This window comes from Caulobacter sp. GW821-FHT10A06, assembly GCF_059415805.1.
Genome location: NZ_JBWKNY010000005.1, coordinates 207,853 through 231,309 on the forward strand (window position 1 = coordinate 207,853; position 23,457 = coordinate 231,309).

At 67.7% G+C, this 23,457-nt stretch carries 27 protein-coding genes; 8 read left to right on the plus strand and 19 right to left on the minus strand.

Features of this window, described 5'->3' with window-relative positions; all coding sequences use genetic code 11:
* Nucleotides 1-69: 69 nt before the first annotated feature.
* The gene (locus AC07NF_RS15700; protein ID WP_494629069.1) at nt 70-453 is read right to left on the minus strand and encodes a DUF983 domain-containing protein; all 384 of its coding nucleotides are present in this window, start codon (nt 451-453) and stop codon (nt 70-72) included.
* Nucleotides 454-735: 282 nt separating this feature from the next.
* On the opposite strand from AC07NF_RS15700, the gene AC07NF_RS15705 reads away from it, so the two are divergent.
* Complete coding sequence (locus AC07NF_RS15705) at nt 736-903, plus strand: hypothetical protein (RefSeq protein WP_494629065.1); 168 nt, start codon at nt 736-738, stop codon at nt 901-903.
* A gap of 63 nt (nt 904-966) precedes the next feature.
* Here AC07NF_RS15705 and AC07NF_RS15710 read toward each other — a convergent pair whose 3' ends face one another.
* The 4 genes from AC07NF_RS15710 to AC07NF_RS15725 form a co-directional block, all read right to left on the minus strand.
* Complete coding sequence (locus AC07NF_RS15710) at nt 967-1,104, minus strand: entericidin A/B family lipoprotein (protein ID WP_291873655.1); 138 nt, start codon at nt 1,102-1,104, stop codon at nt 967-969.
* A 79-nt stretch (nt 1,105-1,183) separates the two neighbouring features.
* On the minus strand, nt 1,184-1,579 hold the full coding sequence (locus AC07NF_RS15715) for a beta/gamma crystallin-related protein (protein WP_494629062.1): 396 nt from the start codon (nt 1,577-1,579) through the stop codon (nt 1,184-1,186).
* A gap of 12 nt (nt 1,580-1,591) precedes the next feature.
* A complete protein-coding gene (locus AC07NF_RS15720; RefSeq protein WP_494629058.1) occupies nt 1,592-2,194 on the minus strand; it encodes a beta/gamma-crystallin in 603 nt (200 codons plus the stop codon).
* Between the two features lie 87 nt (nt 2,195-2,281).
* Nucleotides 2,282-4,384 carry an acylase gene (locus AC07NF_RS15725; RefSeq protein WP_494629056.1) on the minus strand — a complete coding sequence of 701 codons (2,103 nt, stop codon included), beginning with the start codon at nt 4,382-4,384 and terminating at the stop codon, nt 2,282-2,284.
* Between the two features lie 166 nt (nt 4,385-4,550).
* Between AC07NF_RS15725 and AC07NF_RS15730 the strand changes: the two genes are divergently transcribed.
* Nucleotides 4,551-5,300, plus strand: a complete 750-nt coding sequence (locus AC07NF_RS15730; RefSeq protein WP_494629053.1) for a class I SAM-dependent methyltransferase — start codon at nt 4,551-4,553, stop codon at nt 5,298-5,300.
* 4 nt (nt 5,301-5,304) lie between these two features.
* Here the strand turns inward: AC07NF_RS15730 and AC07NF_RS15735 are convergent, their stop codons facing one another.
* Complete coding sequence (locus tag AC07NF_RS15735; RefSeq protein ID WP_494629049.1) at nt 5,305-6,393, minus strand: L,D-transpeptidase family protein; 1,089 nt, start codon at nt 6,391-6,393, stop codon at nt 5,305-5,307.
* Nucleotides 6,394-6,470: 77 nt separating this feature from the next.
* On the opposite strand from AC07NF_RS15735, the gene AC07NF_RS15740 reads away from it, so the two are divergent.
* Nucleotides 6,471-7,553 carry a D-alanyl-D-alanine carboxypeptidase family protein gene (locus tag AC07NF_RS15740; protein WP_494629044.1) on the plus strand — a complete coding sequence of 361 codons (1,083 nt, stop codon included), beginning with the start codon at nt 6,471-6,473 and terminating at the stop codon, nt 7,551-7,553.
* Here the strand turns inward: AC07NF_RS15740 and AC07NF_RS15745 are convergent.
* Nucleotides 7,483-8,103 carry a glutathione S-transferase family protein gene (locus AC07NF_RS15745; protein ID WP_494629042.1) on the minus strand — a complete coding sequence of 207 codons (621 nt, stop codon included), beginning with the start codon at nt 8,101-8,103 and terminating at the stop codon, nt 7,483-7,485. The genes AC07NF_RS15740 and AC07NF_RS15745 overlap by 71 nt on opposite strands.
* Nucleotides 8,100-8,273 (minus strand): hypothetical protein, encoded by a 174-nt coding sequence (locus tag AC07NF_RS15750; RefSeq protein WP_494629040.1) that lies wholly within the window; start codon nt 8,271-8,273, stop codon nt 8,100-8,102. Before AC07NF_RS15750 ends, AC07NF_RS15745 begins: the two co-directional genes overlap by 4 nt.
* Nucleotides 8,274-8,336: 63 nt before the next feature.
* On the opposite strand from AC07NF_RS15750, the gene AC07NF_RS15755 reads away from it, so the two are divergent.
* The gene (locus AC07NF_RS15755) at nt 8,337-8,888 is read left to right on the plus strand and encodes a hypothetical protein (protein WP_494629038.1); all 552 of its coding nucleotides are present in this window, start codon (nt 8,337-8,339) and stop codon (nt 8,886-8,888) included.
* Between the two features lie 53 nt (nt 8,889-8,941).
* Nucleotides 8,942-9,718, plus strand: a complete 777-nt coding sequence (locus AC07NF_RS15760) for a protein NO VEIN domain-containing protein (RefSeq protein ID WP_492812760.1) — start codon at nt 8,942-8,944, stop codon at nt 9,716-9,718.
* Nucleotides 9,719-9,724: 6 nt separating this feature from the next.
* On the opposite strand, the gene AC07NF_RS15765 is transcribed toward AC07NF_RS15760, so the two are convergent.
* Nucleotides 9,725-10,285, minus strand: a complete 561-nt coding sequence (locus AC07NF_RS15765; RefSeq protein ID WP_494629035.1) for a hypothetical protein — start codon at nt 10,283-10,285, stop codon at nt 9,725-9,727.
* 214 nt (nt 10,286-10,499) lie between these two features.
* Between AC07NF_RS15765 and AC07NF_RS15770 the strand changes: the two genes are divergently transcribed.
* Entirely contained in the window at nt 10,500-12,569 is a 2,070-nt protein-coding gene (locus tag AC07NF_RS15770; protein ID WP_494629033.1) for a TonB-dependent receptor domain-containing protein, read from the plus strand.
* A 1-nt stretch (nt 12,570) separates the two neighbouring features.
* A complete protein-coding gene (locus tag AC07NF_RS15775) occupies nt 12,571-13,320 on the plus strand; it encodes an energy transducer TonB (RefSeq protein WP_494629031.1) in 750 nt (249 codons plus the stop codon).
* 70 nt (nt 13,321-13,390) lie between these two features.
* On the opposite strand, the gene lepA is transcribed toward AC07NF_RS15775, so the two are convergent.
* Complete coding sequence (gene lepA / locus AC07NF_RS15780; RefSeq protein WP_492812752.1) at nt 13,391-15,199, minus strand: translation elongation factor 4; 1,809 nt, start codon at nt 15,197-15,199, stop codon at nt 13,391-13,393.
* 161 nt (nt 15,200-15,360) lie between these two features.
* Between lepA and AC07NF_RS15785 the strand changes: the two genes are divergently transcribed.
* Nucleotides 15,361-16,095: a DUF1134 domain-containing protein gene (locus AC07NF_RS15785; RefSeq protein WP_492812750.1), complete on the plus strand. Its 735-nt coding sequence runs from the start codon at nt 15,361-15,363 to the stop codon at nt 16,093-16,095.
* Nucleotides 16,096-16,105: 10 nt separating this feature from the next.
* On the opposite strand, the gene msrA is transcribed toward AC07NF_RS15785, so the two are convergent.
* The 9 genes from msrA to AC07NF_RS15830 all read right to left on the minus strand — a co-directional run bounded on the left by msrA (nt 16,106) and on the right by AC07NF_RS15830 (nt 23,436).
* The gene (gene msrA / locus AC07NF_RS15790; protein WP_494629028.1) at nt 16,106-16,696 is read right to left on the minus strand and encodes a peptide-methionine (S)-S-oxide reductase MsrA; all 591 of its coding nucleotides are present in this window, start codon (nt 16,694-16,696) and stop codon (nt 16,106-16,108) included.
* A 73-nt stretch (nt 16,697-16,769) separates the two neighbouring features.
* Nucleotides 16,770-17,057, minus strand: coding sequence for a hypothetical protein (locus tag AC07NF_RS15795; RefSeq protein ID WP_494629025.1), 288 nt, complete (start codon nt 17,055-17,057; stop codon nt 16,770-16,772).
* A complete protein-coding gene (locus tag AC07NF_RS15800) occupies nt 17,042-17,338 on the minus strand; it encodes a hypothetical protein (RefSeq protein ID WP_494629023.1) in 297 nt (98 codons plus the stop codon). The genes AC07NF_RS15795 and AC07NF_RS15800 overlap by 16 nt, the downstream gene beginning before the upstream one ends.
* A gap of 121 nt (nt 17,339-17,459) precedes the next feature.
* On the minus strand, nt 17,460-17,612 hold the full coding sequence (locus tag AC07NF_RS15805) for a hypothetical protein (protein WP_492812744.1): 153 nt from the start codon (nt 17,610-17,612) through the stop codon (nt 17,460-17,462).
* Nucleotides 17,613-17,880: 268 nt separating this feature from the next.
* Nucleotides 17,881-20,319: a phenylalanine--tRNA ligase subunit beta gene (pheT, locus tag AC07NF_RS15810; RefSeq protein WP_494629021.1), complete on the minus strand. Its 2,439-nt coding sequence runs from the start codon at nt 20,317-20,319 to the stop codon at nt 17,881-17,883.
* Nucleotides 20,320-20,329: 10 nt separating this feature from the next.
* Nucleotides 20,330-21,403: a phenylalanine--tRNA ligase subunit alpha gene (pheS, locus tag AC07NF_RS15815; protein ID WP_494629019.1), complete on the minus strand. Its 1,074-nt coding sequence runs from the start codon at nt 21,401-21,403 to the stop codon at nt 20,330-20,332.
* Between the two features lie 143 nt (nt 21,404-21,546).
* Entirely contained in the window at nt 21,547-21,906 is a 360-nt protein-coding gene (gene rplT / locus AC07NF_RS15820) for a 50S ribosomal protein L20 (RefSeq protein ID WP_492812739.1), read from the minus strand.
* A gap of 15 nt (nt 21,907-21,921) precedes the next feature.
* Nucleotides 21,922-22,122, minus strand: coding sequence for a 50S ribosomal protein L35 (gene rpmI, locus AC07NF_RS15825; RefSeq protein WP_018061454.1), 201 nt, complete (start codon nt 22,120-22,122; stop codon nt 21,922-21,924).
* Between the two features lie 123 nt (nt 22,123-22,245).
* Nucleotides 22,246-23,436 carry an MFS transporter gene (locus AC07NF_RS15830; RefSeq protein WP_492812737.1) on the minus strand — a complete coding sequence of 397 codons (1,191 nt, stop codon included), beginning with the start codon at nt 23,434-23,436 and terminating at the stop codon, nt 22,246-22,248.
* Nucleotides 23,437-23,457 lie beyond the last annotated feature (21 nt).

Sequence of the window (23,457 nt, forward strand, 5' to 3'; positions counted from 1 at the left end):
AGGACTTCGGAATTCTTGGCGACGCTTATCGGTTCCGCGCCAAAAGGTTCCCGTAAGCTGGGGGTGTCTTTATGCCGGGGTGTCTTCGGCTTTTCTCAGCTTGATGGCCCACAGGGCGCCGATCACGCCGCCCTTCACGCGCGGCAGCAGCGCCAAGGTCAGGGCCGCCAGCGGGATCAGGGTCAGCGGCGCGACCAGCCACGGCGAGGCTTCCCAGATCCAGGGGAAGAACAGCAGCGGCGCCACCAGCAGGTGGCCGACCAGCAGGATGGTGAAATAGGCCGGGCCGTCATCGGCGGGATAGCAGCCCAGCTCGTGCCCGCAGGCCTCGCACTCGGGATCGACCTTCAGGTAGCGCATGTACAGGCGACCGTCGCCGCAGTTGGGGCAACGGTGCAGCAGGCCGCGCTTGAGGCCGGTCAGGAGGGACGGAGAGGGCTGGGTCTCTGACATGGGCGCTCATATGCGCTTTCGGGCGCGGCGAGAAAAGGGCGACCAGCCGTCGCACGGCGACGATTTGTCCAGGATCTGAGTAAGTAACGGTGAACCTGTTCCCGGATTTTATCGGCGCATCGTCATGCAAACGATGTCTCGATCATCTTTTGGGTTGGTCCTGGTTAATGGAGAATAGTCTTCAGACCGGTGTTCCGGGAATTGGAGTCCTCGATCCGGGGTCTTCGGAACTGCGACGACGCGCTGACGTTGATCGGGTGTTCTGAAAAGTGGAGGCGACGCATGACGCCCGACCCTCGAAAACCCACCGATCTGGGCGCTGAGCCGCCCCGCAAGGGCGAGGCGGCTTCCAAGGCCGAACACGCCGTCCGTCACGCGCCCGAGAGCGCCGTCGCCGCGCATGAGAAGCGGACGATCGGCGCCGAGACGTCGCGTGAGGAAGACGCTTAGGGTCTTTTTGCTTGGTCGCGCGATGGCCGCCGAAACCGGCGGCCACTTTCGGCTATCGCGCTCCTAGCGCTTGGCGTCGCGCGCGGCGCCGGCGACGGCCTTGCCCGCCGACGAGACGTCGCGACCGGCGCCTTCGATGGTGTTGCAGGCCGAGACCAGCAGGGCGGCCGCGGCGGCGGCCAGGACGACGATCTTACGCATGAAATGAAGCTCCAGCTTGGAAGGCGCGGGACCTTAGCCGTGAGGCCCGCCGGGCCACAAGAGCCCGGCGGATCAAGGTTTAGCGAACCCGGCGGACCGAGCTGTAGCGGTCGTTCTGCTTCTTGGGCAGGCTGGCCGTGTCGTAGTCGTACCGCCAGCACTTGCCCTGATAGTAGGCGTGCTCGCAGAACTCCCACGCGCCGCGCGAGATGCGCATGGACGAGACGCGGTCGTTGAAGCCCAGGCGCGCCAGGTCGGGTGTGTCGCCGCGCAGCGGGCGGGCCTCGCCACGGAAGCCGTCGTGCTCGAACAGCACGACCTCGCCGCCACGATCCCAGCCGCCCCGACGATCGTCGCGCCGATCGTCTCTGCGGTCGTCGCGGCGATCACGGTCGTAGTTGCGGTCCTGGGCGACGGCTCCGCCGGCCATCAGGGCGATGGTCCCGCAGACGATCAGGAAAGCGGATTTACGCATGGGGCTATCTCCTTAGCGAACGCGACGGATGGAGCTGATCTGGTCGTTCCACTCGCGGGGCAGGATCGCCTGGTCGGCGTCCAGGCGGCTGCAGCGGCCTTGATAGTTGGCGTGCTCGCAGATCTCCCAGCGACCGCCGCGACCGATCTGGATCGACGAGGCCTTGTCGTTGAACTTGACCGCGCCCAGGTCGGGCATGTCGCCGTTCACCTCGAAGGCGCGGCCCTGGTACTGCGGATCCTCGAACATCACGACGCCGTCACGGCCGCCGCCGGGACGACCACCGCCGCCATTGTTCCAGCCGCCACCGTTGTTGCCGCCGCCGCCGTTCCAGCCGCCACTGCCGTAGCCGACGCATTGCAGGCGGCCGTCACGGTTTTCCAGGCCCTGCCCGCCGCAATCGCGAGTGCGGGCGCTGGACCATTCGAAGCCGCCACGGCTGGTCTGGCATCGCGCCCAGACCTGGCCGTTGAAGGCGGTGATGTCGCGGCACGACTGGGTGTACGAGCCGCGCGGCGGATCGTCGTAACGACCGTTCCAGCTGGGGGCCTGGGCCGAAGCCGCGCCGGCCATCAGGAGAGCGGAAAGGGCCGCGAGGCCGAGGGTCTTGTGCATGTCAGTTTCCCCACCGAGAGGCGTCGTTGTTGACGCCAGCTAGCCGTCCCCCAACTGAACGGCAGCTGAACGGCCAAGTTTTAGCGCTCAACGATCTTGAGGGCGATAGTCGACCTTAACGTGTCCCTTCAGTTGCGCTTCCGTGAACCAGACGGGCTTGGTCTTCATGGCCACGAAAAGCGGCGTCTGGTCGGCATAGTGGGGCGACTTGGCGTCCAGGGTGGCCGAACCGAACTGGTGGATGCTCTCCGAGTGGAGCTGACCGGCTTTGTCCCAGGTGACGAACATGATGAAGGTGTCGCCGCCGTCGGCGGTGGTGGTGCCGTCCTTCTCGGGCTTGCCCCAGACCGAGCGATAGGTGTCGGCCGCGCCGTCAATGGCCAGGTTCACCGTTCCGCGCCGGATGCGGTTGACCTGGCCCCACTCTGGATCCAGGCGGCCGAAGTGGGTCTTCAGCTGAGTGATCGCCGCGCGCAGGCTGTCGATCGGCGTCGGGGCCGGATCGCCATTGCTGCGGGCGAACAGGATCGGCTGAGTCATCAGCGCCGCCAGGGCCGCGCCGCGATTGTGGACGTCGGCCTTCTTGTCCCAGGCGCGCAGAATTTCCTGAGCCTTGGCCAGGTCGACGTCGCCCTTGGGGTCGATCGCGATGACCTCACGGACCATCTGCATCACCGACGAGCGGTCGCTGAAGGTCACATCGAACTTGTGCGTCCGGAAGCTGGCGTCGGTGATGGCGTTGTCGGTCCCGAAGGTCTCCAGCGCCCGCCAGGCGCGGTTGGTCATGTTGGCTTGCAAGCCCATCGAGGCGGGGAAGGCCTCGGGTTTCAGATTGTCGGCCGCCTCGCTGGCCTGGAATGGCGTGTTGTTGGAGTTGAAGACCAGGCCCGACTTGGGATTCCACAGCTGCGGGGTTTGATCGACGGGGCGGTAGCCCTGCCAGATCAGCTCCGAACGATCGCCGGGCAGGACGCCCGCCCAGTCGGCTTGCGCAGTGCGGTTCGGATACTGGCCATTGTGCACGAAGCCGATATTCCCGGCCGCGTCGGCATAGACATAGTTCAGGCTGGGAATGGCGTGGGTGGCGATGGCGGCGCGCCATTCGTCCATCGTCTTCGCCCGGTTCAGTCGCCAGTACTGCAAGGGCTGGCGCCACTCGCCCATGCCGGCGTATCGGATGGCGAAGACGCCGTGGTCGGTCTCCAGCACCGGCCCGTGCACCGAGCGCAGCACGGCCTTCCTGACCGGCAGGACGATGGGGCCGAAAAGCTTCACGCGCAGGGTGACCCAGCGCTTGTCGAAGTCCTTCCACTGGCCGTCCAGGCGGTACTGGTTCTTGTTCTGCGGGTTGATGGTCAGGCGGTAGATGTCCACCAGGTCGGGCTTGGAGACCGTGTTGGCCCAGCCCAGCGTGGCGTTGTGCCCGTGCAGCATGAACGGCGCGCCAGGGAAGAAGCCGCCGGCGACGTGCCAGCCCTGGCCGCTCTCGACGACCGCCTCGTACCAAGCCACCGGGCCGGTATAGGGCTGGTGCGAATTGACCAGCAGGCGTGTGGCGCCGTCCGCGCTGCGGGCGGGTGCGGTCGCCAGGCCGTTGGAGCCCTTCGGCGGCGGCCCCTTTTCCTGCGGCGCGGTCAGGTGCTTCAGCTCGGTGTCCAGGCCGTAGAAGAACGGCTGCTTGAAGATGAAGCCGGCCTCGATGTCCTGGCCGGTCAGGGGCAGCAGGCCCGCCTTGACCTTCTCCGGATGCTTGGCGGCATAGACGCTGACCCCGTCGGCATAGGCCTCCATGATCTTGCGTAGGTCGGCCGGCAGCTGGCCGTAGTGAGCGTTGGTCGTGGGCCAGACGTCCAGCAGGGCGGTGACATAGTCGGTCGGCGCGGCCTTGGCGCCCTTGTCGCGGGCCAGCACGCCGCGCGTGGCCAGCACCACGTCCTGCAGGGTCTCGAAGTCGTCCTCGCTCTGGGCGTAGCCAAGGCCGAAGGCCGCGTCGGCGTCGGTCTTGCCCAGGATGTGCGGCACGCCCCAGTCATCGCGGCGGATGCGGACGTCATAAGCCTTGGCCTTGTCTAGCAAAGCTTGCCGGGGCGGGGCCTTAGGCAGGCTGGCCTGGTCGATGACGATCAGCGCCGCGCCCGCCAGCACGACAAGCGCCAGCAGCGCGCCAACCCCGCGCAGGATCCACTTCATCCGAGCCTCCCCGACCCACTCTGTTTGTTACCGCTGATCATGCGGGGTCGGTTTGGTCGTGCCTAGAGCCGGTTTCGACGAAAGCTGATCGGAATGTCTAGATACCGTCGTTCGTCGTTCCTAGCTGTGCTGCTAGTTTCGACCCAACAACAAGGGAGGCGCGCCCATGGCCCGCAAGCACGTGGTTTCGGTACTAGCCGCTCTGGCGCTCAGCGTCGGCGGCGTCGCGTTCGCTGAAGTCCCGACCAACATCGCCAAGGCCGTCGCCGACCCGTCGCGCCCGGCCGCCGACACGGCCCGCGACGCCGCCCGGCATCCGGGCGAGATCCTGGCCCTGGCCGAGATCAAGCCGGGCGCCACGGTCGTCGACTACGTGATGGGCGGCGGCTACTTCACCCGCATCATCTCGGGCGCGGTTGGCCCGAACGGCACCGTCTATGCCTACCAGCCGGCCGAGTTCATCAAGTTCATGGCCAAGTACGGCGAGGACCAGAAGACGGTCGCCGCCGCCCTGGCCAACGTGAAGCCGCTGAACGGCCCGATGGTCGGCCTGGACCTGCCCGACAATGTCGACGCGGTGATCACCGTCCAGAACTATCACGACATGCACCTGAAGCCGTTCCCGACGGACACGGCCGCCAAGGCCAATGCCGAGATCTTCAAGTCGCTGAAGCCGGGCGGCGTCTTCCTGGTCATCGACCACGCCGCCCTGGCTGGCGCGACGACGGCCCCGGACCTCCTGCACCGCATCGACATCGCCCAGGTGAAGGCCGAGGTCGAGGCCGCCGGCTTCAAGCTCGAGTCCGAAAGCCCGCTGCTGGCCGACAAGGCCGACACGCACACGGTCAGCGTCTTCGACCCGTCGATCCGCGGGAAGACCGATCAGTTCATCCTGAAGTTCCGTAAGCCCAAATAGGGCGTCATGAGGCGCGGGCTTCCGCGCCCATGAAGATCACCTTGGCGCCCTTGTTCACGGCCGAGCCCAGCTCGGCCGCGTCCCAGTTGGTCAGCCGCACGCAGCCGTGCGAGGCGCGCTTGTTGACCAGCTTGGGATCGGGCGTGCCGTGGATGCCGTAGGTGTCCTTGGTCAGGTCGATCCAGGTCGAGCCGACCGGATTGTTCGGCCCGGCCTTGATCGTCAGCTTGGCCTTGGGCTTGCCGAAGGTCAGTCGCGAGGGGTCATAGGTATAGGTCGGGGCAGGGGCCAGGGTGCGCACGGCCCACTCGCCGGACGGGGCGGGGCGCTCGGTGCTGCCGACCGTGGCCGGATAGACCGCCAGCTCGACCCCGTCCTTGTCGAAGGCGCGGACCTGGCCCAGGGCCTTGTCGATCTCGATGCGGTCGACCTTGCGATCCAGCTTATCGGCGCCGGCGCCCGTGACCACGATGTTCGTGCCGGCGACCGCGAAATCGACGCCGGGATTGAGCGCCTGCAGCAGCGCCTCGTCCATGTGAAAGCGCTCGGCCAGCAGCTCCAGCGGCGTGTGGTAGTTCATGGCCGGCAGCTTCGCCATCGCCTCATAGTCTTCCTTGGGCAGCACGGGCGCGAAGGGACCGGCGACGTCCTCAGGCGTGATTTGGTAGTCGACCAGCACTGGGCCGCCGTCGCCGGCGGTCAGGGTGTCGACCAATTCCTGGGTGATCTCGCCATTGGCGGTGATGTTGCGTGAGCCCTGGTAGGCCTTGATCGCCAGGGTCAGGTTAGTCCCGTCGCGACCGTCGATGACGCCGGGCGAGAAGTGGGCGCGGTCCAACAGGGTCTGGATGCGGACCAGCAGGTTGCGGTGAGCGTCAGGGTCCGTCGCGGCCGGGTCGAAGGTCGCGGCGTTGATCGTCTGGGCCAGCGGCGAGGCGGCGGCCACGGCGGGCGGGGCCGGGACCAGCGGCGTTGGCGCTGGTGGCGTCTTCTGAACCGTCTTGGCGGGCGCGGGCTTGGCCGGAGGCTTGTCGTCGCAGGCCGACAGGGCCAGGACGGCGATCAGGGCGAAACGGGAAACCAGGCCGGTCATGTACTCTCCACGGGGGAACGACTCTCCCGTCTCAAGCCTTGAGCCATGGCGAAGTTCCACCCGTTGCGAGGATCGGCTTGAAGGCGCTGCGTCGACTGCTCTGGGGTCTGGGCCTGCTGCTCCTGGCGGTCGGCGGCTTCTGGCTGTGGGTCTATTGGCCGTCAGGGCAGCCTTCGCCCAAGCCGACGCCGCCACGTGACGAAGTCGGCTATCTGCCGCCGCAGCATGTGCCGTCGATCGATCCGCCGCCGCTAGCCGGGGCCCTGCCGCTGGCCGGCGCGCCCGAGACCTGTGACGGCAACGACGCGCCCGACACCGCCGCCGCCGTCAACGCCGCCTCGCTGTCGACCCTGGCCTGGACGCCGTTCGGCAAGCCCGAGACAGGCTGGGAAATCTACGCCCCGCGCATCGCCGCCGAGATCGGCACGACCTGCGGTCCGGGCTCGAACGGCTTCGCCTCGGCCCTGGCGCGCTGGCAGGGGGCGCACGGCCTGCAGAAGACCGGCGTGGTCGATCCGACGGTGTTCTCGGCCATGCTGGTGCGCTGGCACCTGGCGCGGCCCTTCGTGCGCGTCAATCGCGAAGGGATCTGCCCCGGCGCGCCGCCCGAGGCCAATCTGGAGCTGGCCAAGCCCGAGGAGAGTTATGGCGGCAAGGCCATCCGCATGCGCCCCGGCGCGCTGGCGGCCTACCGCAACATGGTCGCCGAGGCCAAGGCGGCGGGCGTGCTGCCGCGCCCGGAAGCCTTGCGGATCTTCTCCGGCTTCCGCGCCCCGGACGCCGACGCCCAGCGCTGCGCAAGGGACAAGAACTGCCAGGGCCTGATCCGCACCATCTGCTCGGCCCACCGCACGGGCCTGGCCATGGACGTAGTGATCGACGCCGCGCCGGGCTTCGGCCCTGACAGCTCGGCCGACGCCAACCGCCTGGCCATGGCGCGTTCGCCCTTGTTCCGCTGGATGGTCGTCAACGCGCCGCGCTTCGGCTTCGTCAACTACGCCTACGAGCCCTGGCACTGGGAATGGACGGGCGAACCGCTGTTGCCCGGCGTGCCAATCTCCAGCCTGCCTCAGGAGGGCTCGGAGCCGGTTACGGAACCTCCGGCAGCGCCCACTTCTGGAAAGCCGGCCGCGCCCGCAGGCGCTCGTAATAGGCGGTGAGCGTCGGCCAGTCCTCGCGCGCGATCGGCGAGAACAGCCAACGGTGCACCGACAGGCCCAGCACGATGTCCGCCAGGGTAAACTGGTCGCCGGCCACATAGGCGCCGGTGTCCACGAGGCGTGCGCTGAGCAGGCCCATGGCCGTGTTCCAGGCCGTGACGCTGTTTTCGATCTGCTTGGGATCGTCGAAGCCCGGCGACTTACGCACCAGGCCGGCGAAGGCATAGCGCCAGGCGGTGTTCAGCTCGGTGCACTGCCAGTCCATCCACTGGTCGACCAGCGCCCGTTGGCGGCGGTCGTCCGGGAACAGCGGCGTGCCGGCCGCCACGTAGCGGCAGATGGCGTTGCTTTCCCACACCGGTCCGTGCTCGTCGATGAGGACGGGCACCAGGGCGTTCGGGTTCAGCTTGACGAACTTCGGGTCGCTGGTGGGCGCGAAGCCCTGGCCCCAGTCCTCGCGCTCATAGGCGATCGCCAGCTCGTCCAAGGTCCACAGCACCTTGCGGACATTGATCGACGAGGTGCGGCCGAGGACCTTGGGGATCGTCACCGGGTCATCCAGGGCCGAGACTTGCCGGTGGGCGCGACGGCGCTGGCGCGGTCGACCTTGCCCGTCGAGGCCTTGGCCCCGTGGCCGTGCTTGCCCTGGGCGGCCTTCTTCAGGCGCAGGGCGCGCTGCATCGGGGTTTCGTTCTCAGGAACGTCTGGTTTATCGGTCATAAGGGCGATGTAGGCCTCGAATGGCGCCTTGAGAAGGCCGCGCTTGCAGGTCAGTCTGGAAAGATGTCGTCCCGCCGTTCGGTTCCCGTCCTGATCGCGCTTGCCGCTCTCGCGGCGTCCGCTGCTCACGCCCAGGTCAAGGGAGAGCCCAACGAGGTCTCGCCGGTGTTGATCCTGCCGCCGACCCTGCCGCCGAACGTCACCGCGACCTATCCGGCCCAGGACCAGACGGTGGCCCCCGGCGTGCTGATCCTGAAGGTGGCTTTCGACCAGCAGATGTCGCCCGGCGCCTGGAACTACGCCCCGGCCGAGGGCGCCGAGCCGATGGACTGCGTGAAGACGCCCCGCCTGCTGCCCGACCAGAAGACCTTCGTCCTGCTGTGCCGGGTGCTGTCCAACAAGACCTATGGCGTGACCTTCAACGCCGCGCGCGCCGGCGGCTTCGCCAATCTCGGCGACAACCCGGCCCACACGACGGCCCTGACCTTCAAGGTCGACGCCGAATATCCGATCACCACGGTTCGCCAGGCGATGGAGAAGGCCAAGCTGCTGCCCGACCAGATGCCGGTGCAGGACGCCCCTATGGCTGTCGCGTCCGGGGCGAGCAGCCGCTAGCCTTCTAACTGAAGCGTGTGGCGCGCGAGCCGCGACTCCCTCATCATTATGAGATGATAGGGGAATCGGGGCGCGAGTGGACGGGGGCTGACCTCGCTGTGGTGGTGGGCGACTATGTCTCCCAGCTGGAGAAGACGCTCGCGGGCAAGCCGTTCGACCGCGCCACCCACGACCGCACGGTGCGTTTCGTCACCGGCAAGTCGGACATGCCGATCACTTGGAAGCAGGGCGAGATCTCGGCGGTGCTGTCGCTGATCGGCCTGCCGATCCTCAAGGACATGCCGCCGCGGTGGTCCTATGACGAGGCGCTGCTGGACGCCGTCGAGGACCAGCTGGCCATGAAGCCGACCCTGCTGGCCTCGGCCGTCCGTCCCGCCGCCCTGTTCACCGCGCCGTCGGCCATGCCGCTGATCGAGACCGCGCCGCCCAAGCCGATGCCGATGGACGATCGCCTGATCCGCGCCATCCAGCGCTTCGACATGTCGGGCCGCGAGGCCGACGACCGGTTCCTGAAGGGCCTGGGCGTGGCCAGTGTCGTGGCGCACGAGGCCCGCCGCCTGTCGGATCGCGGCCGTCCGGACCTGGCCGGCCGCATCCGTCCCGCCCGCGACGGCGACGCCGAGGGCTGCGACGTGATCAGCTTCGGGCTGGACGAAATCCCGCGCCTGATCGTGGTCAAGGCCACCCTGGCCGGCGAGGTGGCCCCGTTCGGCCTCAGCCACGCCGAGTTCGAACTGGCCAAGGCCCAGCCCAGCGCGTTCCGCATCCGCCGCGTCTACGACCTGCTGGGCGAGGCGCGCTTCTACCGGATGAAGCCGCCTTTTCACTGAGGCCAGCTAGGCCTTGAACACGTGCGCCGCCATCACCGCCAGCCCGCCCAGCGTCCGGCCGTGGTTCAGCTCGCCGGGCAGCCGCATCAGCGTCTCGTAGAAGCCCAGCGGGGGCAGGGCGGTCATCACTGTGACGATCTGCTTGCGCGATAGCCCCTTGGCCACCCGCCCGCCGCTGGCGTCGACCCAGTCGGCCTTGCGTACGGCGTTGACGACCTCAGCGTTCGGGCCCCGGAAGGGCGTGATCTTGTGGTGCCAGTGGATCAGGTCGCGGACCAGCGCCGCGTCCAGGTCCGGCGCGCGAGCCTGGCGGGCCAGTTCGGCGTGGGCCTCCGACGGTTCGAGATAGGCCAACGCCCGGTCGGTCCATAGCCCGACATCGTGATGCGCCAGGGCGAAGGCGATCGGCGCGAGCCATTGCTGATCCCCGTCCAGGAAGTGCAGGGCGTAGGTCAGGACCCGATAGACGTGATTGCGATAGCCGGGAAAGTCCGCGCCGACCCGGTCGCGCACCAGGACCAGCTCGCGCTCGATGATCGGGTCGTGATCGATGACGGCGATGGACATCGCCGCAGTTCATCGTATCCGGCGATCTCTCGCTAGAACGGACCCGCCGAAAAGGGCGCCGACGCCTATTTGTCGCCTTGCTCTTGCGAGTCACTTGCATTTTGTGGCGAGCACGGTCATGAGAGCGTCACTGTCGGGGTGGGCGCCTCCAGGGAGATGGTCCGCCCTTGTGTCGCGAATGACTCTTATTCGCAATAATCGGGGATTATTATCGATGCACACCATCCATTGGACGCGAGGCCTGCTGTTGGCCGGCGTCGCCCAGATCGTTTTCGTCGGCGCCGCCCACGCTCAAGCCAAGCCGGCCGACGCGCCGCAAGAGGCGCCGACCGCCACCGCCAGCCAGCTGTCGCTGGGCAAGGTCGTGGTCTCGGCCGGTCAGGAAAAGGTGGCGATCGATACGCCCCAGGCCGTGACCACCCTGGACCAGGACGACATCGACCAGGCCCAGGCCTCGACCATCGGCGACCTGCTGACCGCCATTCCGGGCGTCTCGACCATGGGCGGCGTCGGCGCGCTGGGCCAGGGCTTCAACATCCGCGGCATGGGCACGGGCCTGGCCGACAGCGACAGCCGCATCCTGATGCAGATCGACGGCACCACGAAGTTCTTCGAGCAGTACCGCATGGGCTCGTTCTTCAGCGATCCCGAGCTCTACAAGCGCGTCGAGGTGCTGCGCGGCCCGGCCTCATCGACCCTGTACGGCGCCGGCGCGCTGGCGGGTGTGGTCAACTTCACCAGCAAGGACGCCTCGGACTTCCTGACCGGCGACGACCGCTTCGCCGTGCGCCTGCGCGGGGGCGGGGAGAGCAATTCGGACGCCTATTTCGGCTCGGGCGTGATCGCCGCCAAGCCGACCGCGAACCTGGACGTCCTGGCCATGTACACCCTGCGCCGCAGCGACGAGTACAAGAACGGCTCGGGCCAGATCGTGCCGACCTCCAAGGCCGAGTCCGACAGCTACCTGCTGAAGACCCGCTACTACATCGGCGGGAACAAGAAGCATAACCTCTGGGCGTCGTACCAGAACTGGAAGAACGACAGCGTCCAGATCTACGACCAGGCCCAGGCCTTTGGCACGACGCCGGTGCGCCGCAAGACCACCGACGAGACCGCCGTGGTTGGCTACGAGAACGATTTCGCCGGCAACGACCTGCTCGATTTCAAGGCCCAGGTCTCGTACGCCAACACCAAGGTCCATCAGATCGAGACGACCTTCCTGCCGGGCGTGCTGGAGTCGCAGTTCTCGTACAAGACCTGGCAGGGCCGGGCCGAGAATGTCTCGGAGTTCAAGCTGGGCGAGGACGGCGTGGCCTTCTTCACGGTCGGCGCCCAGGCCAGCAAGCAGGAGCGCCGCAACCCGCGTCGCACGGCCACCGGCACGAACCACGGCGCGGCCACCCACCCCGAAGGTGACATGGAGAAGTACGGCCTGTTCGCCCAGGGCGAGCTCGTGGTCGGCAAGCTGACCCTGATCCCCGGCGCGCGCATCGACTGGACCCGCCTGGCTCCCGGCCTGGGCGTGACCACGACCCAGAAGGTCAACGACAGCGCCGTCTCGCCCAAGATCGCGGCCATGTACGCCCTGACCGAGGCCTTCTCGGTGTTCGGCTCGATCGCCCACACCGTGCGCATGCCGGTGCTGGACGAGATCTACAGCCGCACGGCCGCGACCTCGACCAACTACAGCCTGAACCTCAAGCCCGAGAAGTCGGACAACTACGAGGTCGGCGGCACGCTGCAGCTGCGCAACACCTTCACGCGCGGCGACCAGACGCGGATCAAGACCACGTTCTTCCAGAACAATGTCGACAACCTGATCGCACGCGGCACGACGACCTCGGCCTACTTCATCAATATCGGCGAGGCCCGCTACAAGGGTGTCGAGGTCGAGGCCGAGTATGGCGCCAAGCGGGTCTTCGCGCGCGCGGCCCTGTCGATCATCGACGGCGAGGACCGTAAGACCGGCCTGCCGCTGAACACCATCCCGGCCAACACCCTGAACCTGACCCTGGGCTACGTCTTCCCCGAGCAGAACCTGACGGTGGGCTGGCGCGGCGAGATCGTCGACGACCAGGACGAGGTCTCGACCGCCTCGCTGCGCACGCCGGGCTATGACGTGCACAGCCTGTTCCTGACCTGGCGTCCGCAGGCTGGCACGCTGCAGGGGCTGAACGTGCAGGTCGGCGTCGACAACCTGTTCGACCGCGACTTCCGGCGTCACCTGATGTCGCTGGACGCCGAGGGCCGGACCTTCAAGCTGACCCTGGCGCGCACCTTCTAGCATGCGCGCGCCCTGGCACATTCGCGCCTGGGCCACCGGGGCGTCGTTGGCGATCAACGGCGCCCTGGCTCTGGGCGTCATGCATATGGCGCCCACCCTGGCGACGGTCGCCCAGGACGAGACGGCGATGCTGATCTCGCTGGGCGATCCGTCTCTGGCCGACCCCGACAACGCGACCTCGCCCGACGCCACGCCGGCGCCGGAGGAAGCGCAGCCCGCCCCGTCGCCGGTCGCGCCGCCGGAAAAGGTTCGGGTCACCCCGCCAGCGCCAGACGCTTGGACGGTCGCCGCGCCGCCCGCCAAGCCGGCCCCGCCCACGACCGCGACGACGGACACCGACGCCCGCTCGGCCTCGGCCGCGCCCGCCGCGACCCCGGCCGCCGCCAAGGCCATGACCGCCACCGTCGCCAAGCCGCCCGCCGGCTCGGACAAGGCCGACAGCGTCCAGGCGCACGCCGGCTCCAGCACCAGCTACATCGCCCGCGTCCGCGCCCTGCTGGAAAGCAACAAGGCCTATCCCAAAGCCGCCCGCATGCGGAAGCAGCAGGGCGTCGCCCGCGTCGTCTTCGTCATCGACCGTTCGGGCCACGTGCTGGACTGCCGGCTGGCCGCGCCGACGGGTCATCCCCTACTGGACCAGGAAGTCCTGGCCATGGTCGCCCGCTCCGACCCGTTCCCGGCCCCGCCGCACACGATCAAGGGCGACCGCATCGAACTGGACGCGCCGGTGGAGTTCTCACTGGCGCGGTGACGCCACGAAAAACGCCCCCGCCGACGAGCGACAGGGGCGTTCTGAAAGTCTCTGCGCTAGGCGCTGAAGATCAATCCTCGTCCATCTTCAGCGCCGCGATGAAGGCTTCCTGCGGGATCTCGACCTTGCCGAACTGGCGCATGCGCTTCTTGCCGGCCTTCTGCTTGTCCAGCAGTTTGCGCTTACGCGAGGCGTCGCCGCCGTAGCATTTGGCGGTCACGTCCTTGCGCAGGGCGCGGACGGTTTCGCGGGCGATGATCCGGCCGCCGATGGCCGCCTGGATGGGGATGACGAACATGTGCTGCGGGATGAGTTCCTTCATCTTCTCGCACATGCCGCGGCCACGGCTCTCGGCGCGGTCACGGTGGACCAGCATCGACAGGGCGTCGACCGGCTCGGCATTGACCAGGATCGACATCTTCACCAGGTCGCCGACGCGATAGTCCTCGAGCTGGTAGTCGAAGCTGGCATAGCCCTTCGAGATCGACTTCAGGCGATCGTAGAAGTCGAACACCACTTCGTTCAGCGGCAGGTCGTAGATGACCATGGCGCGGCTGCCGACATAGCTGAGCTCGCGCTGCTGGCCGCGACGGTCCTGGCAGAGCTTGATCACGCCGCCCAGATATTCGTCCGGGGTGAAGATCGTGGCCTTGATCCAGGGCTCGGAGATGTTCTCGATCTGCATCACGTCCGGCAGGTCGGCCGGGTTGTGCAGCTCCATCTCCTCGCCGTTGCGCATGTGGATCTTGTAGACGACCGACGGGGCGGTCGCGATCAGGTCGAGGTCGAACTCGCGGCTGAGGCGCTCCTGGATGATCTCCAGGTGCAGCAAGCCCAGGAATCCGCAGCGGAAGCCGAAGCCCAGCGCGGCCGAGCTTTCCATCTCGTAGGTGAAGCTGCCGTCGTTCAGGCGCAGCTTGCCGACGGCGGCGCGCAGATCCTCGAAGTCGGCGGCGTCGACCGGGAACAGGCCGCAGAACACCACCGGCTGGACGTCCTTGAAGCCCTTCAGCGGCTCGGCCGTCTGCTTCTTCTCGTCGGTGATGGTGTCGCCGACGGCGGCGTCGGCCACTTCCTTGATCGAGGCGGTGAAGAAGCCGACCTCGCCGGGGCCCAGCTCCTGCACGTCGGTGGCCTTGGGCGTGAACACGCCGACCTTGTCGATGCGGTGGGTTGCGCCGGTCTGCATCATGCGGACCTGCTGGCCGGCCTTCAGCGTGCCGTCGAAGATGCGCACCAGCACGACCACGCCCAGATAGGCGTCGTACCAGGCGTCGACCAGCAGGGCCTTCAGCGGCGCATCGCGGTCGCCCTTGGGGGCGGGCAGGCGGGTGACGATGGCTTCCAGCACGTCGTGGATGCCCAGGCCCGACTTGGCGCTGGCCAGCACGGCGTCGCTGGCGTCCAGGCCGATCAGCTCCTCGATCTGGGCGCGCACGCGCTCGGGCTCGGCGGCCGGCAGATCGATCTTGTTCAGGACCGGGACGATCTCGTGATTGTTGTCGATGGCCGAATAGACGTTGGCCAGGGTCTGGGCTTCCACGCCCTGCGAGGCGTCGACGACCAGGATCGAGCCTTCACAGGCGGCCAGCGAGCGCGAGACTTCATAGGCGAAGTCGACGTGCCCGGGGGTGTCCATCAGGTTGAGGATGTAATCCTCGCCGTCGTCGGCCTTGTACTTCAGGCGCACGGTCTGCGCCTTGATGGTGATGCCGCGCTCTTTCTCGATGTCCATGTTGTCCAGGACCTGCGCGCTCATCTCGCGCGCGGTCAGGCCGCCGGTCTCCTGGATCAGGCGGTCGGACAGCGTGGACTTGCCGTGGTCGATGTGGGCCACGATGGAAAAGTTGCGGATCTTGTCGAGAGGCGTCGAAGTCATGCGCGTGCGTCTAGCACATTTGGCCCGCTTCGCGAGGGGCGTTACTCGCTAGGTCTGCGGCGACGCGTCGCGCATGCTTAACCGGTCGTTAAGTTTGGAGCCGCAAACCGGTCTCAATGGCTTGCAACAGTGTTGCAATGAAATCGATCCGGAGCGCTCCCATGGACCGTCGCAAGCTGATCCTCTCGGGCGCCGCCGCCGGCCTCAGCGCCGCCGCCACCGATGCGCTGGCCCGTCAGAGCAACTACAGCGAACAACTGCCGCCGCCGCAGCCGATCGGCCCAGCGCGGCCGGCTTCCGCCGATCCCTACGCGTCCTCGTCGCCGCAGCCGGTGGCGCAGGACTCGTACAACGCCCCGCAACCCGCGCCGGCCTCGAACGGGTCGCAGCCGGTCTATGACACCGGCCGCGCCCAGACCTATTCGGCCGACGAGATGATCCGCGCCACGTCAGACTTCCTGGGCGTGACGGCCGAGAGCGCCGGTTCGGCGATCGAGCGGATCTTCAAGGACAAGGGCCAGCCCACCGCCTACATCGCCGGCGAAGAGGGCTCGGGCGCCTTCGTGGCCGGCCTGCGTTACGGCCGGGGCCTGCTGTACATGAAGGGCCGCCCGACCCTAGAGGTCTTCTGGCAGGGCCCGACCATCGGTTGGGACTGGGGCGGCAACGCCAGCCGCAACTTCACCCTCTGCTATAACCTGCAGTATCCGGACGCCATCTTCCGCCGTTTCCCCGGCGTGGAGGGCACCGCCTACCTCGTGGGCGGCTTGGGCGTGAACTACCAGAAGGCCGACGAGATCACCCTGGCCCCGATCCGCGCCGGCGTCGGCCTGCGCCTGGGCGCCAATGTCGGCTATCTGGGCTACAGCCGCCAGCGGCGCTGGCTGCCGTTCTAGGCGGGGCGGCTCAGCCGCCCCAGACCTGCTTCAGCCGCGCGTCACGCCCGCAGCCGGTGCGATAGGCGAAGTAGTTGAGCTTGTTCCGCTTGGCGTAGTCGCGGTGATAGGCCTCGGCCGGATAGAAGGTCTGCAGCGGCAGGATCTCGGTCTTCATCGTGCCGGTCTTCAGGCGCTTGGCGGCCTCGGCGCGGGACTTCTCGGCGATCGGGCGCTGGGTGGGCGTGATGAAGACGGCCGGGCGATAGGACGGGCCGCGGTCGCAGAACTGGCCGCCGTCGTCGGTCGGGTCGACCAGCTTCCAGTAGCGATACAGCAGGAAGCCATAGTCCAGCTTGGCCGGGTCGTAGGTGACGCGCACCGACTCGTAGTGGCCCGAGGTCTCGCTGGTGACGTCGCGATAGGTCGGGTTCTTCAGGTGGCCGCCGGTGTAGCCGCTCTCGACCTTGATGACGCCCGGCACGCCCTGCATGTCGTGCTCCATGCACCAGAAGCAGCCGCCGGCGAACACGGCGCTTTCGGTCTTCAGCGTGGCGGCGGCCGAGGCGCTGACGCCGGTGAGAGCAAAGAGAGTGGCGAGTAGGGCGAGCAGGCGGCGCATCGAGGTCTCTCCAGAAAGCGGACTCGGACAGAGATACGCACGAAAGCGGGCGAAGGTTACAGCTGTCAGAAGGTTATTGGCGCCAGCCGAAACCCACGCCGCGCACGCTGGGACAGGCGGCCAGGCGCGAGGCCAGCACCTCGGCCCGGGCGTCGCCCTGGTCGTCGATCTCGAGCCTAATGGTCATGTGCTGACCCTCGGGAGCGGCGGACAGGGCGCGCAGGCGGGCCTGCTGGACCGAGGCCACGCCTAGCACCCGCATCAGGGCGTCAGGCGTGTCGTCGGTGGTGACGAGAAACAGGCGACGTTTCTCGTCTTCCGGTTTGGCTACGTCTACGAGCGCGCTCACGGGCGGAGCCATTGGTGTTCGACCGAAGCCGAATTGACGCCGGGCCAGGCGGCCAGGTCACGGGCCAGCAGGCGGGCGGCCTGGTCGCCCAGGTGGCGCACCTTCAGCGAGGCTTCGACGATGTGGCCCACCGGACGCATGGTCAGGCCGCACAGTTCCGCGCCGCTGTCGGCGAGGCCCTGGCGCACGGCTTCCAGCGCGCTGGGGGCGTCGCGGGCGGCCAGCAGCAGCTGGTGGACGGTGACGCCTTCCTGGTCGCTATGGAAGGCTGGTGGAGAGGGCAGGTAGCTCATTGGAGTGGTCCCTTGCATGAGAGGCTTGGAGACCGAGGGAGCGCGCAACAAAAAACCCCGCTCGTGGGAGCGGGGCTTTTGGAGATCTTGCGATCCTTCGGCTTTGGTTTTGGTAGGTTTCCTACCGCTGCTTGCGCCGATTTTGCCCCGTCCGAATGGGAACGGTTTTAATCTGGGTGTTAATCATATTCCACATCGACACCGCGCACGACATCGCAGCCACGGCGGCGAGGCCGGTGGTCACGAAGGCGGCGAAGGCGAAGGTCGATTGCATGTGGAAACGATGAATCCCGTTAGCGCCTAATACAGGTAGCGTGACGTTTGCACTTGCGCAAGGTCTTGCCTGTGCGATGGGCGTTAGGTCGCGGCAGGGGCGGGTTTTGTCCGCGGCAGGGCGAGGCGCCTAAAAGCTATGCAGCTCGAAGATCCTCCCCCTAGCGGGGGAGGTGTCGCCGCAGGCGACGGAGGGGGAAGAAACCGGATCGCCCGCTCTTCCCCCTCCGGCCTTCGGCCGCCTCCCCCACGGGGGGAGGATCTAGTTCTTAACCCCGCAGCTTGCCGCCGGCCTTCTCGGCCGCCGCGACGACCTTCGCCGACAGCGCGCCGATCTCGGCGTCCGTCAGCGTCGCCTCGCGCGGCTGGACCACGACCTCGATCGCGACCGACTTGAAGCCCTCCGGCACGCCGGGGCCTTCGTAGACGTCGAACACGCGCGCGGCGGTGATCAGCGCCTTGTCGGCGCCGACGGCGGCTTTCACCAGGTCACCCGCGGCCTTGGTCTTCTCGACCAGGAACGCGAAGTCGCGGGTCAGCGGCATCAGGGCCGAGGGCGAGAAGGCCGGACGGGTCTTGATCGCCTTCTTCTTCGGCTCGGGGATCGCCTCCAGGGTGATCTCGAAGCCGTAGACGGGGCCGGCCACGTCCAGGGCCTTCAGGACCGCCGGGTGGATCTCGCCGAACTCGGCCATCACCGCCTTGGGGCCCAGTTGCAGGCGCGCCGAGCGACCCGGATGCCACCAGGACGAGGCCGAGCCTTGGGCGGTCTGCAGCGAGGCCACCGGCGCGCCCAGCTCTTCCAGCAGGGCCAGCAGGTCGGCCTTGACCGTGAAGACGTCGCCTTGCGCCGCCTTGTCCCAGCCGCGCGGGGCCTTGGGGACCAGGATGGCCGCCACGACGGTGCGCTGGTCGTTCGGACGCTCGCCATGGAAGGTCGGGCCGATCTCGAACAGGGCCGCGTCAGGGAAGCCTTGGCGCGCGTTGCGGCCGGCCGCCTCGATCAGGTTGGGCAGCAGCGACGGGCGCATGCAGTCCAGTTCCGAGGCGATCGGATTGGCCAGCAGCAGCTCGGGCTGACCGCCACCGAACAGCGCGGCGGTCTTGTGATGCGTGAAGCTGAAGGTCACCGCTTCCGAGTAGCCAGCAGCCGCCAGGGCGCGACGGGCCGTGCGGGCGCGAGCCTGCTTGGCCGTCAGGATGCCGCCGACCGCGCGCGCCACTTCCGGCAGTGGCGTCGAGGGCAGAGCGCCGTAGCCGGCGATGCGGGCGACTTCTTCCACCAGGTCGGCCTTGCCTTCCACGTCGCGGCGGAAAGTCGGCGGGGTCACGCAGACGGCGGCCTCGGCATGGGTCGCGAACTCGGTCGGTGAGACGTCCTTGGGGGCGTCCAGCTTGAAGCCCAGGTCCGTCAGGATCTTCAGCGACTTCTGCGGCTCGATCTCCAGGCCCGACAGCTGGCCGACATAGGCCGGGTCGAACAGGATCGGCTTCGGCGCGGGCAGGACCTCGCCGACGAAGAAGACCTCCGACGGTTCGCCGCCGCACAGTTCCAGGATCAGCTTGGTGGCCAGCTCGATGCCGGGGACCAGCGAGCCGGTGTCGACCGTGCGGGCGAAGCGGTACTGGGCGTCGCTGGCGATGCCGGTGGCGCGGCCGGTCTGGGCCGTGCGGATCGGGTCGAACCAGGCGCTTTCGACGAAGACATCGGTGGTCTCGTCCGAGCAGCCGGTGCTCTCGCCGCCCATCACGCCGCCCAGGCCGATCGGGCGTTCACCCGACGCGTCGGCGATCACCGACATTTCCGGGGTCAGCTCGTAGGTCTTGCCGTCCAGCGCGATCAGGTGCTCGTCGCCGTTCAGGCCGTGGCGGCCCAGACGCGTCGAGATCACCGTCCCCGACAGCTTGGCGGCGTCATAGACGTGCAGCGGGCGGGCGCGGTCGTAGGTGATCAGGTTGGTGACGTCGACCAGGGCGTTGATCGGGCGCAGGCCGATGGCGGTCAGGCGGTCGGCCAGCCACTTGGGCGAGGGACCGTTCTTGACGCCGCGGATGTAGCGACCGGCGAAGGCCGGGCAGGCTTCACCATCGACCGTGACGGTGATCGGGCTCTGGAACGTGCCCGGGATCGCCGCGATCGAGACGTCCTTCAGCTTGCCCACGCCGGCGGCGGCCAGGTCGCGGGCGATGCCCACGACGCCCAGCCAGTCGGGACGGTTGGGGGTCACTTCGAAGTCGATGACGGCTTCCAGGCCCAGGGCGTCCACGGCCGAGGTCCCGACCGGCAGGGCGTCGGGCAGCTCCATGATGCCGTCGCTCTCGGTGGCGTATTCCAGCTCGGCGGCCGAGCAGAGCATGCCGTTCGAGACGACGCCGCGCACGGGCTTCTCGACCAGGGTCACGTCCAGGCCGGGCACATAGGCGCCGATCGGGGCGTAGATGGTGGTCAGGCCCGGACGGGCGTTCGGCGCGCCGCAGACGATCTCCTTGCGGCCGTCGACGGTGTCGACCTGGCAGACCTGGAGACGGTCGGCATTGGGGTGGCGGGCGGCCTCGACGATCTTGCAGACCGTGAACGGGGCCAGTTTGGTCGCCGGATCGATGACGTGCTCGACCTCGAGCCCGGCCATGGTCATGGCCGCGACGATCTCGGGGACGGTGGCGGTGGTCTCAAGGTGATCCTTGAGCCAGGAGAGGGTGAATTTCATCGTTCTGGTCTCAGCTCAGGCCCGAGGCGGCGTTCGGCGCGGCGAAGGCGCTGAAGCCGTAGTGCGACAGCCAGCGGACGTCCGACGACCACATGTCGCGCAGGTCCGGCATGCCGTATTTCAGCATGCCCAGGCGATCGACGCCCATGCCGAAGGCGAAGCCCTGGTACTCGTCGGGATCGATGCCGCAGGCGCGCAGCACGTTCGGGTGAACCATGCCGCAGCCCAGGATCTCGAGCCACGAGGTGCCTTGGCCGATCTTGATCTCGCCGCCCGAGCGGTCGCACTGCACGTCCATCTCGGCCGACGGCTCGGTGAACGGGAAGTGGTGCGGGCGGAACTGGGTGGTGACCGCGTCGGTCTCGAAGAACCGGGCCAGGAAGGTTTCCAGGGTCCACTTCAGGTGGCCCATGTGGATGCCCTTGTCGATCACCAAGCCCTCGACCTGGTGGAACACCGGGGTGTGGGTGGCGTCGTTGTCCACGCGATAGGTGCGGCCCGGCGCGATGATACGGATCGGCGGCTTCTGGCTGACCATGGTCCGCACCTGCACGGGGCTGGTGTGCGTGCGCAACAGCATGCGTTCGCCGCTCTCCTTCGTGTTGAAGAAGAAGGTGTCGTGCATTTCGCGGGCCGGATGCTTCTCGGGGAAGTTCAGGGCCGTGAAGTTGTGGAAGTCGTCCTCGATGTCCGGACCTTCGGCGACGGCAAAGCCCATCTCGGCGAAGATGGCGATCATCTCGTCCATGGTCTGCATGGTCGGGTGAACGCTGCCCTTGCGACGGTGCGGAGCGGGCAGGGACAGGTCCAGCGTCTCGCTGGCCAGGCGCGCGTCGAGCTCGGCGGCCTCCAGGCCGGCCTTCTTCTCGGCGATGGCGGTGGTGACCTTGTCGCGGAGCGCGTTGATGGCCGCGCCGCGGTCTTTGCGCTCCTCGGGGCTCATCGCGCCCAGGGTCTTGAGCAGGCCCGAGATCGAGCCGGTCTTGCCGACGGCGGCCACGCGGACGGCGTCGAGCGCTTGGAGGTCCGCAGCGCCGGCCACCTGGGCCAGGACGTCGGATTCGAGAGTGTTGAGATCGGTCATGACGGGCATCCGTCTAGGCGGTTTTGGGAACGGTTGGAACCGGTAAGCGTCCCGCCGCGCCAAGGAAACGCGCAGCAAAAAGCCCTCCGGTTCGCACCGGAGGGCTTTTCTAGATCGCAATCGGGACGGACCCGAAAAAGACCTTAGGCGGCCAGGGCGGTGCGGACCTTGTCAGCAATAGCCTTGAACGCAGCCGGGTCGTTGCCCGCGATGTCGGCGAGGACCTTACGGTCGATCACCACACCCGCCACGTCCAGGCCGTGGATAAACTGCGAGTAGGTGAAGCCTTCGAGGCGAGCACCGGCGTTGATGCGTTGGATCCACAGCGAACGGAAGGCGCGCTTGCGCACCTTGCGGTCACGGTACGCGTATTGACCAGCCTTATCGACGGCGGCCTTGGCGGTGCGGATGGTGTTCTTGCGGCGGCCGTAGAAGCCTTTCGCCTGTTCAAGAACCTTCTTGTGCTTGGCGTGAGCAACGACGCCACGTTTAACGCGAGCCATGTGTCAGCGCTCCTCTTAAAGGCCGTAGGGCAGGTACGAACGGATGGTCTTGGCGTCAGCCTCGCTCATCACCTTCGTTCCGCGGTTTTGGCGGATGTACTTGCCGTTGTGGCCGATCAGACGGTGGCGCTTGCCGGCGACGCCGGCTTTCAGCTTACCCGTGGCCGTGATCTTGAAGCGCTTCTTAGCGCCCGATTTGGTCTTCAACTTCGGCATTTCGCGTCGGAGCTTTCGCCCCGTCCTCTGGGATAGCAAGACGAACCGCCATGGCATGCCTAGTGGCCAGGCGGTTCCGGAAAGGCGGCGTTGCTACAGGAAAGACACGGTCCTGGCAAGCACTTAGGCCGCGGCCTTGGTGCGTTGGACGATCACGAGGGCGAATCCGATGGCCGGGACCATCAGGGCCGCGCCAAACCAGTAGGGGCCGCCGATGTTGAGGCCAAACAGCGGGCCGGCCAGCAGCGGGCCGCCGATCCGGGCCAACGAGCCCGCGGCCATGTTCAGGCCCAGCATCTGCCCCTGGCGGTCCGGCGGGCTGGCGCGCGAGATCAGAGCCGCCACGCACGGGAAGACCAGGGACTGGCCAAAGGCGGTGCAGGCCACGGCCACAACGGCCACGGGCGGGCTGGGGATGAACGGTGTGATCAACAGGGTCAGGGCGATGATCGACAGGCCCGTGGTCAGCACGCGGCCTTCACCGAACCGGCGGGCCAGACGTCCGGTCAGCAGGCCCTGGCCCAGCGAGGCGATGACGCCGATGATCGCGAAACAGGCGGCCACCTGGCTGGGGCCCCAGCTGAACCGGACATCGGCATAGAGGCCAAACACCGCCTCCATCCCCGCGAAGGCGCCGGTCGAGATCAGGGTGACCAGCAGCACGCGCGACAGAATCGGATGGGCGGCCGCCGCGGCCAGGGCTTCGCGGCGGTTGGGCTGCACCGCGCCTGGCGCGGACGGCGCGCGGCTTTCGGCGACGAACAATACCACGCCCAGGGCCGCCGTGCCCGCCATGGCGGCGGCCAGGAACAGCGGCAGCTGGTAGCCCAGGTGGCCCGCGCCGGGATGGATGACCATCACCAGCGCCGGGCCGATCACGAAGCCGGCCCCGAACGCCGCGCCCAAGAGGCCCATGCGCCCGGCGCGCTTTTCGGGCGGGGTGACGTCGGCCATGTAGCCCTGGATCGTCGAGATGTTGCCGCTGCCAAAGCCGCCGACCAGGCGCACGGCCATGGCGATCCAGATGTTCGGGGCGAAGGCCAGGGCGATATAGGCCAGGGTGTTGGCGATGATGGTGACGATCAGCACTGGTCGCCGGCCGATCCGGTCCGACAGCCGGCCCCAGAACGGCTCGCCGAAGAACTGGCCCAGGCTGTAGGCGGCGAACATGGTCGTCACCTGCCACGGGGCGGCATTCATCGACTTGGCGTAGAACGGCAGCAGCGGAATGACCACGCCAAAGCCCACCAGGTTGATGAAGACCACCAGGAGCAGGACGACCAGGGCGCGGGCGCTGTGAGACTGTTCAGACATCAGGACGCGCGGTTTACGCCT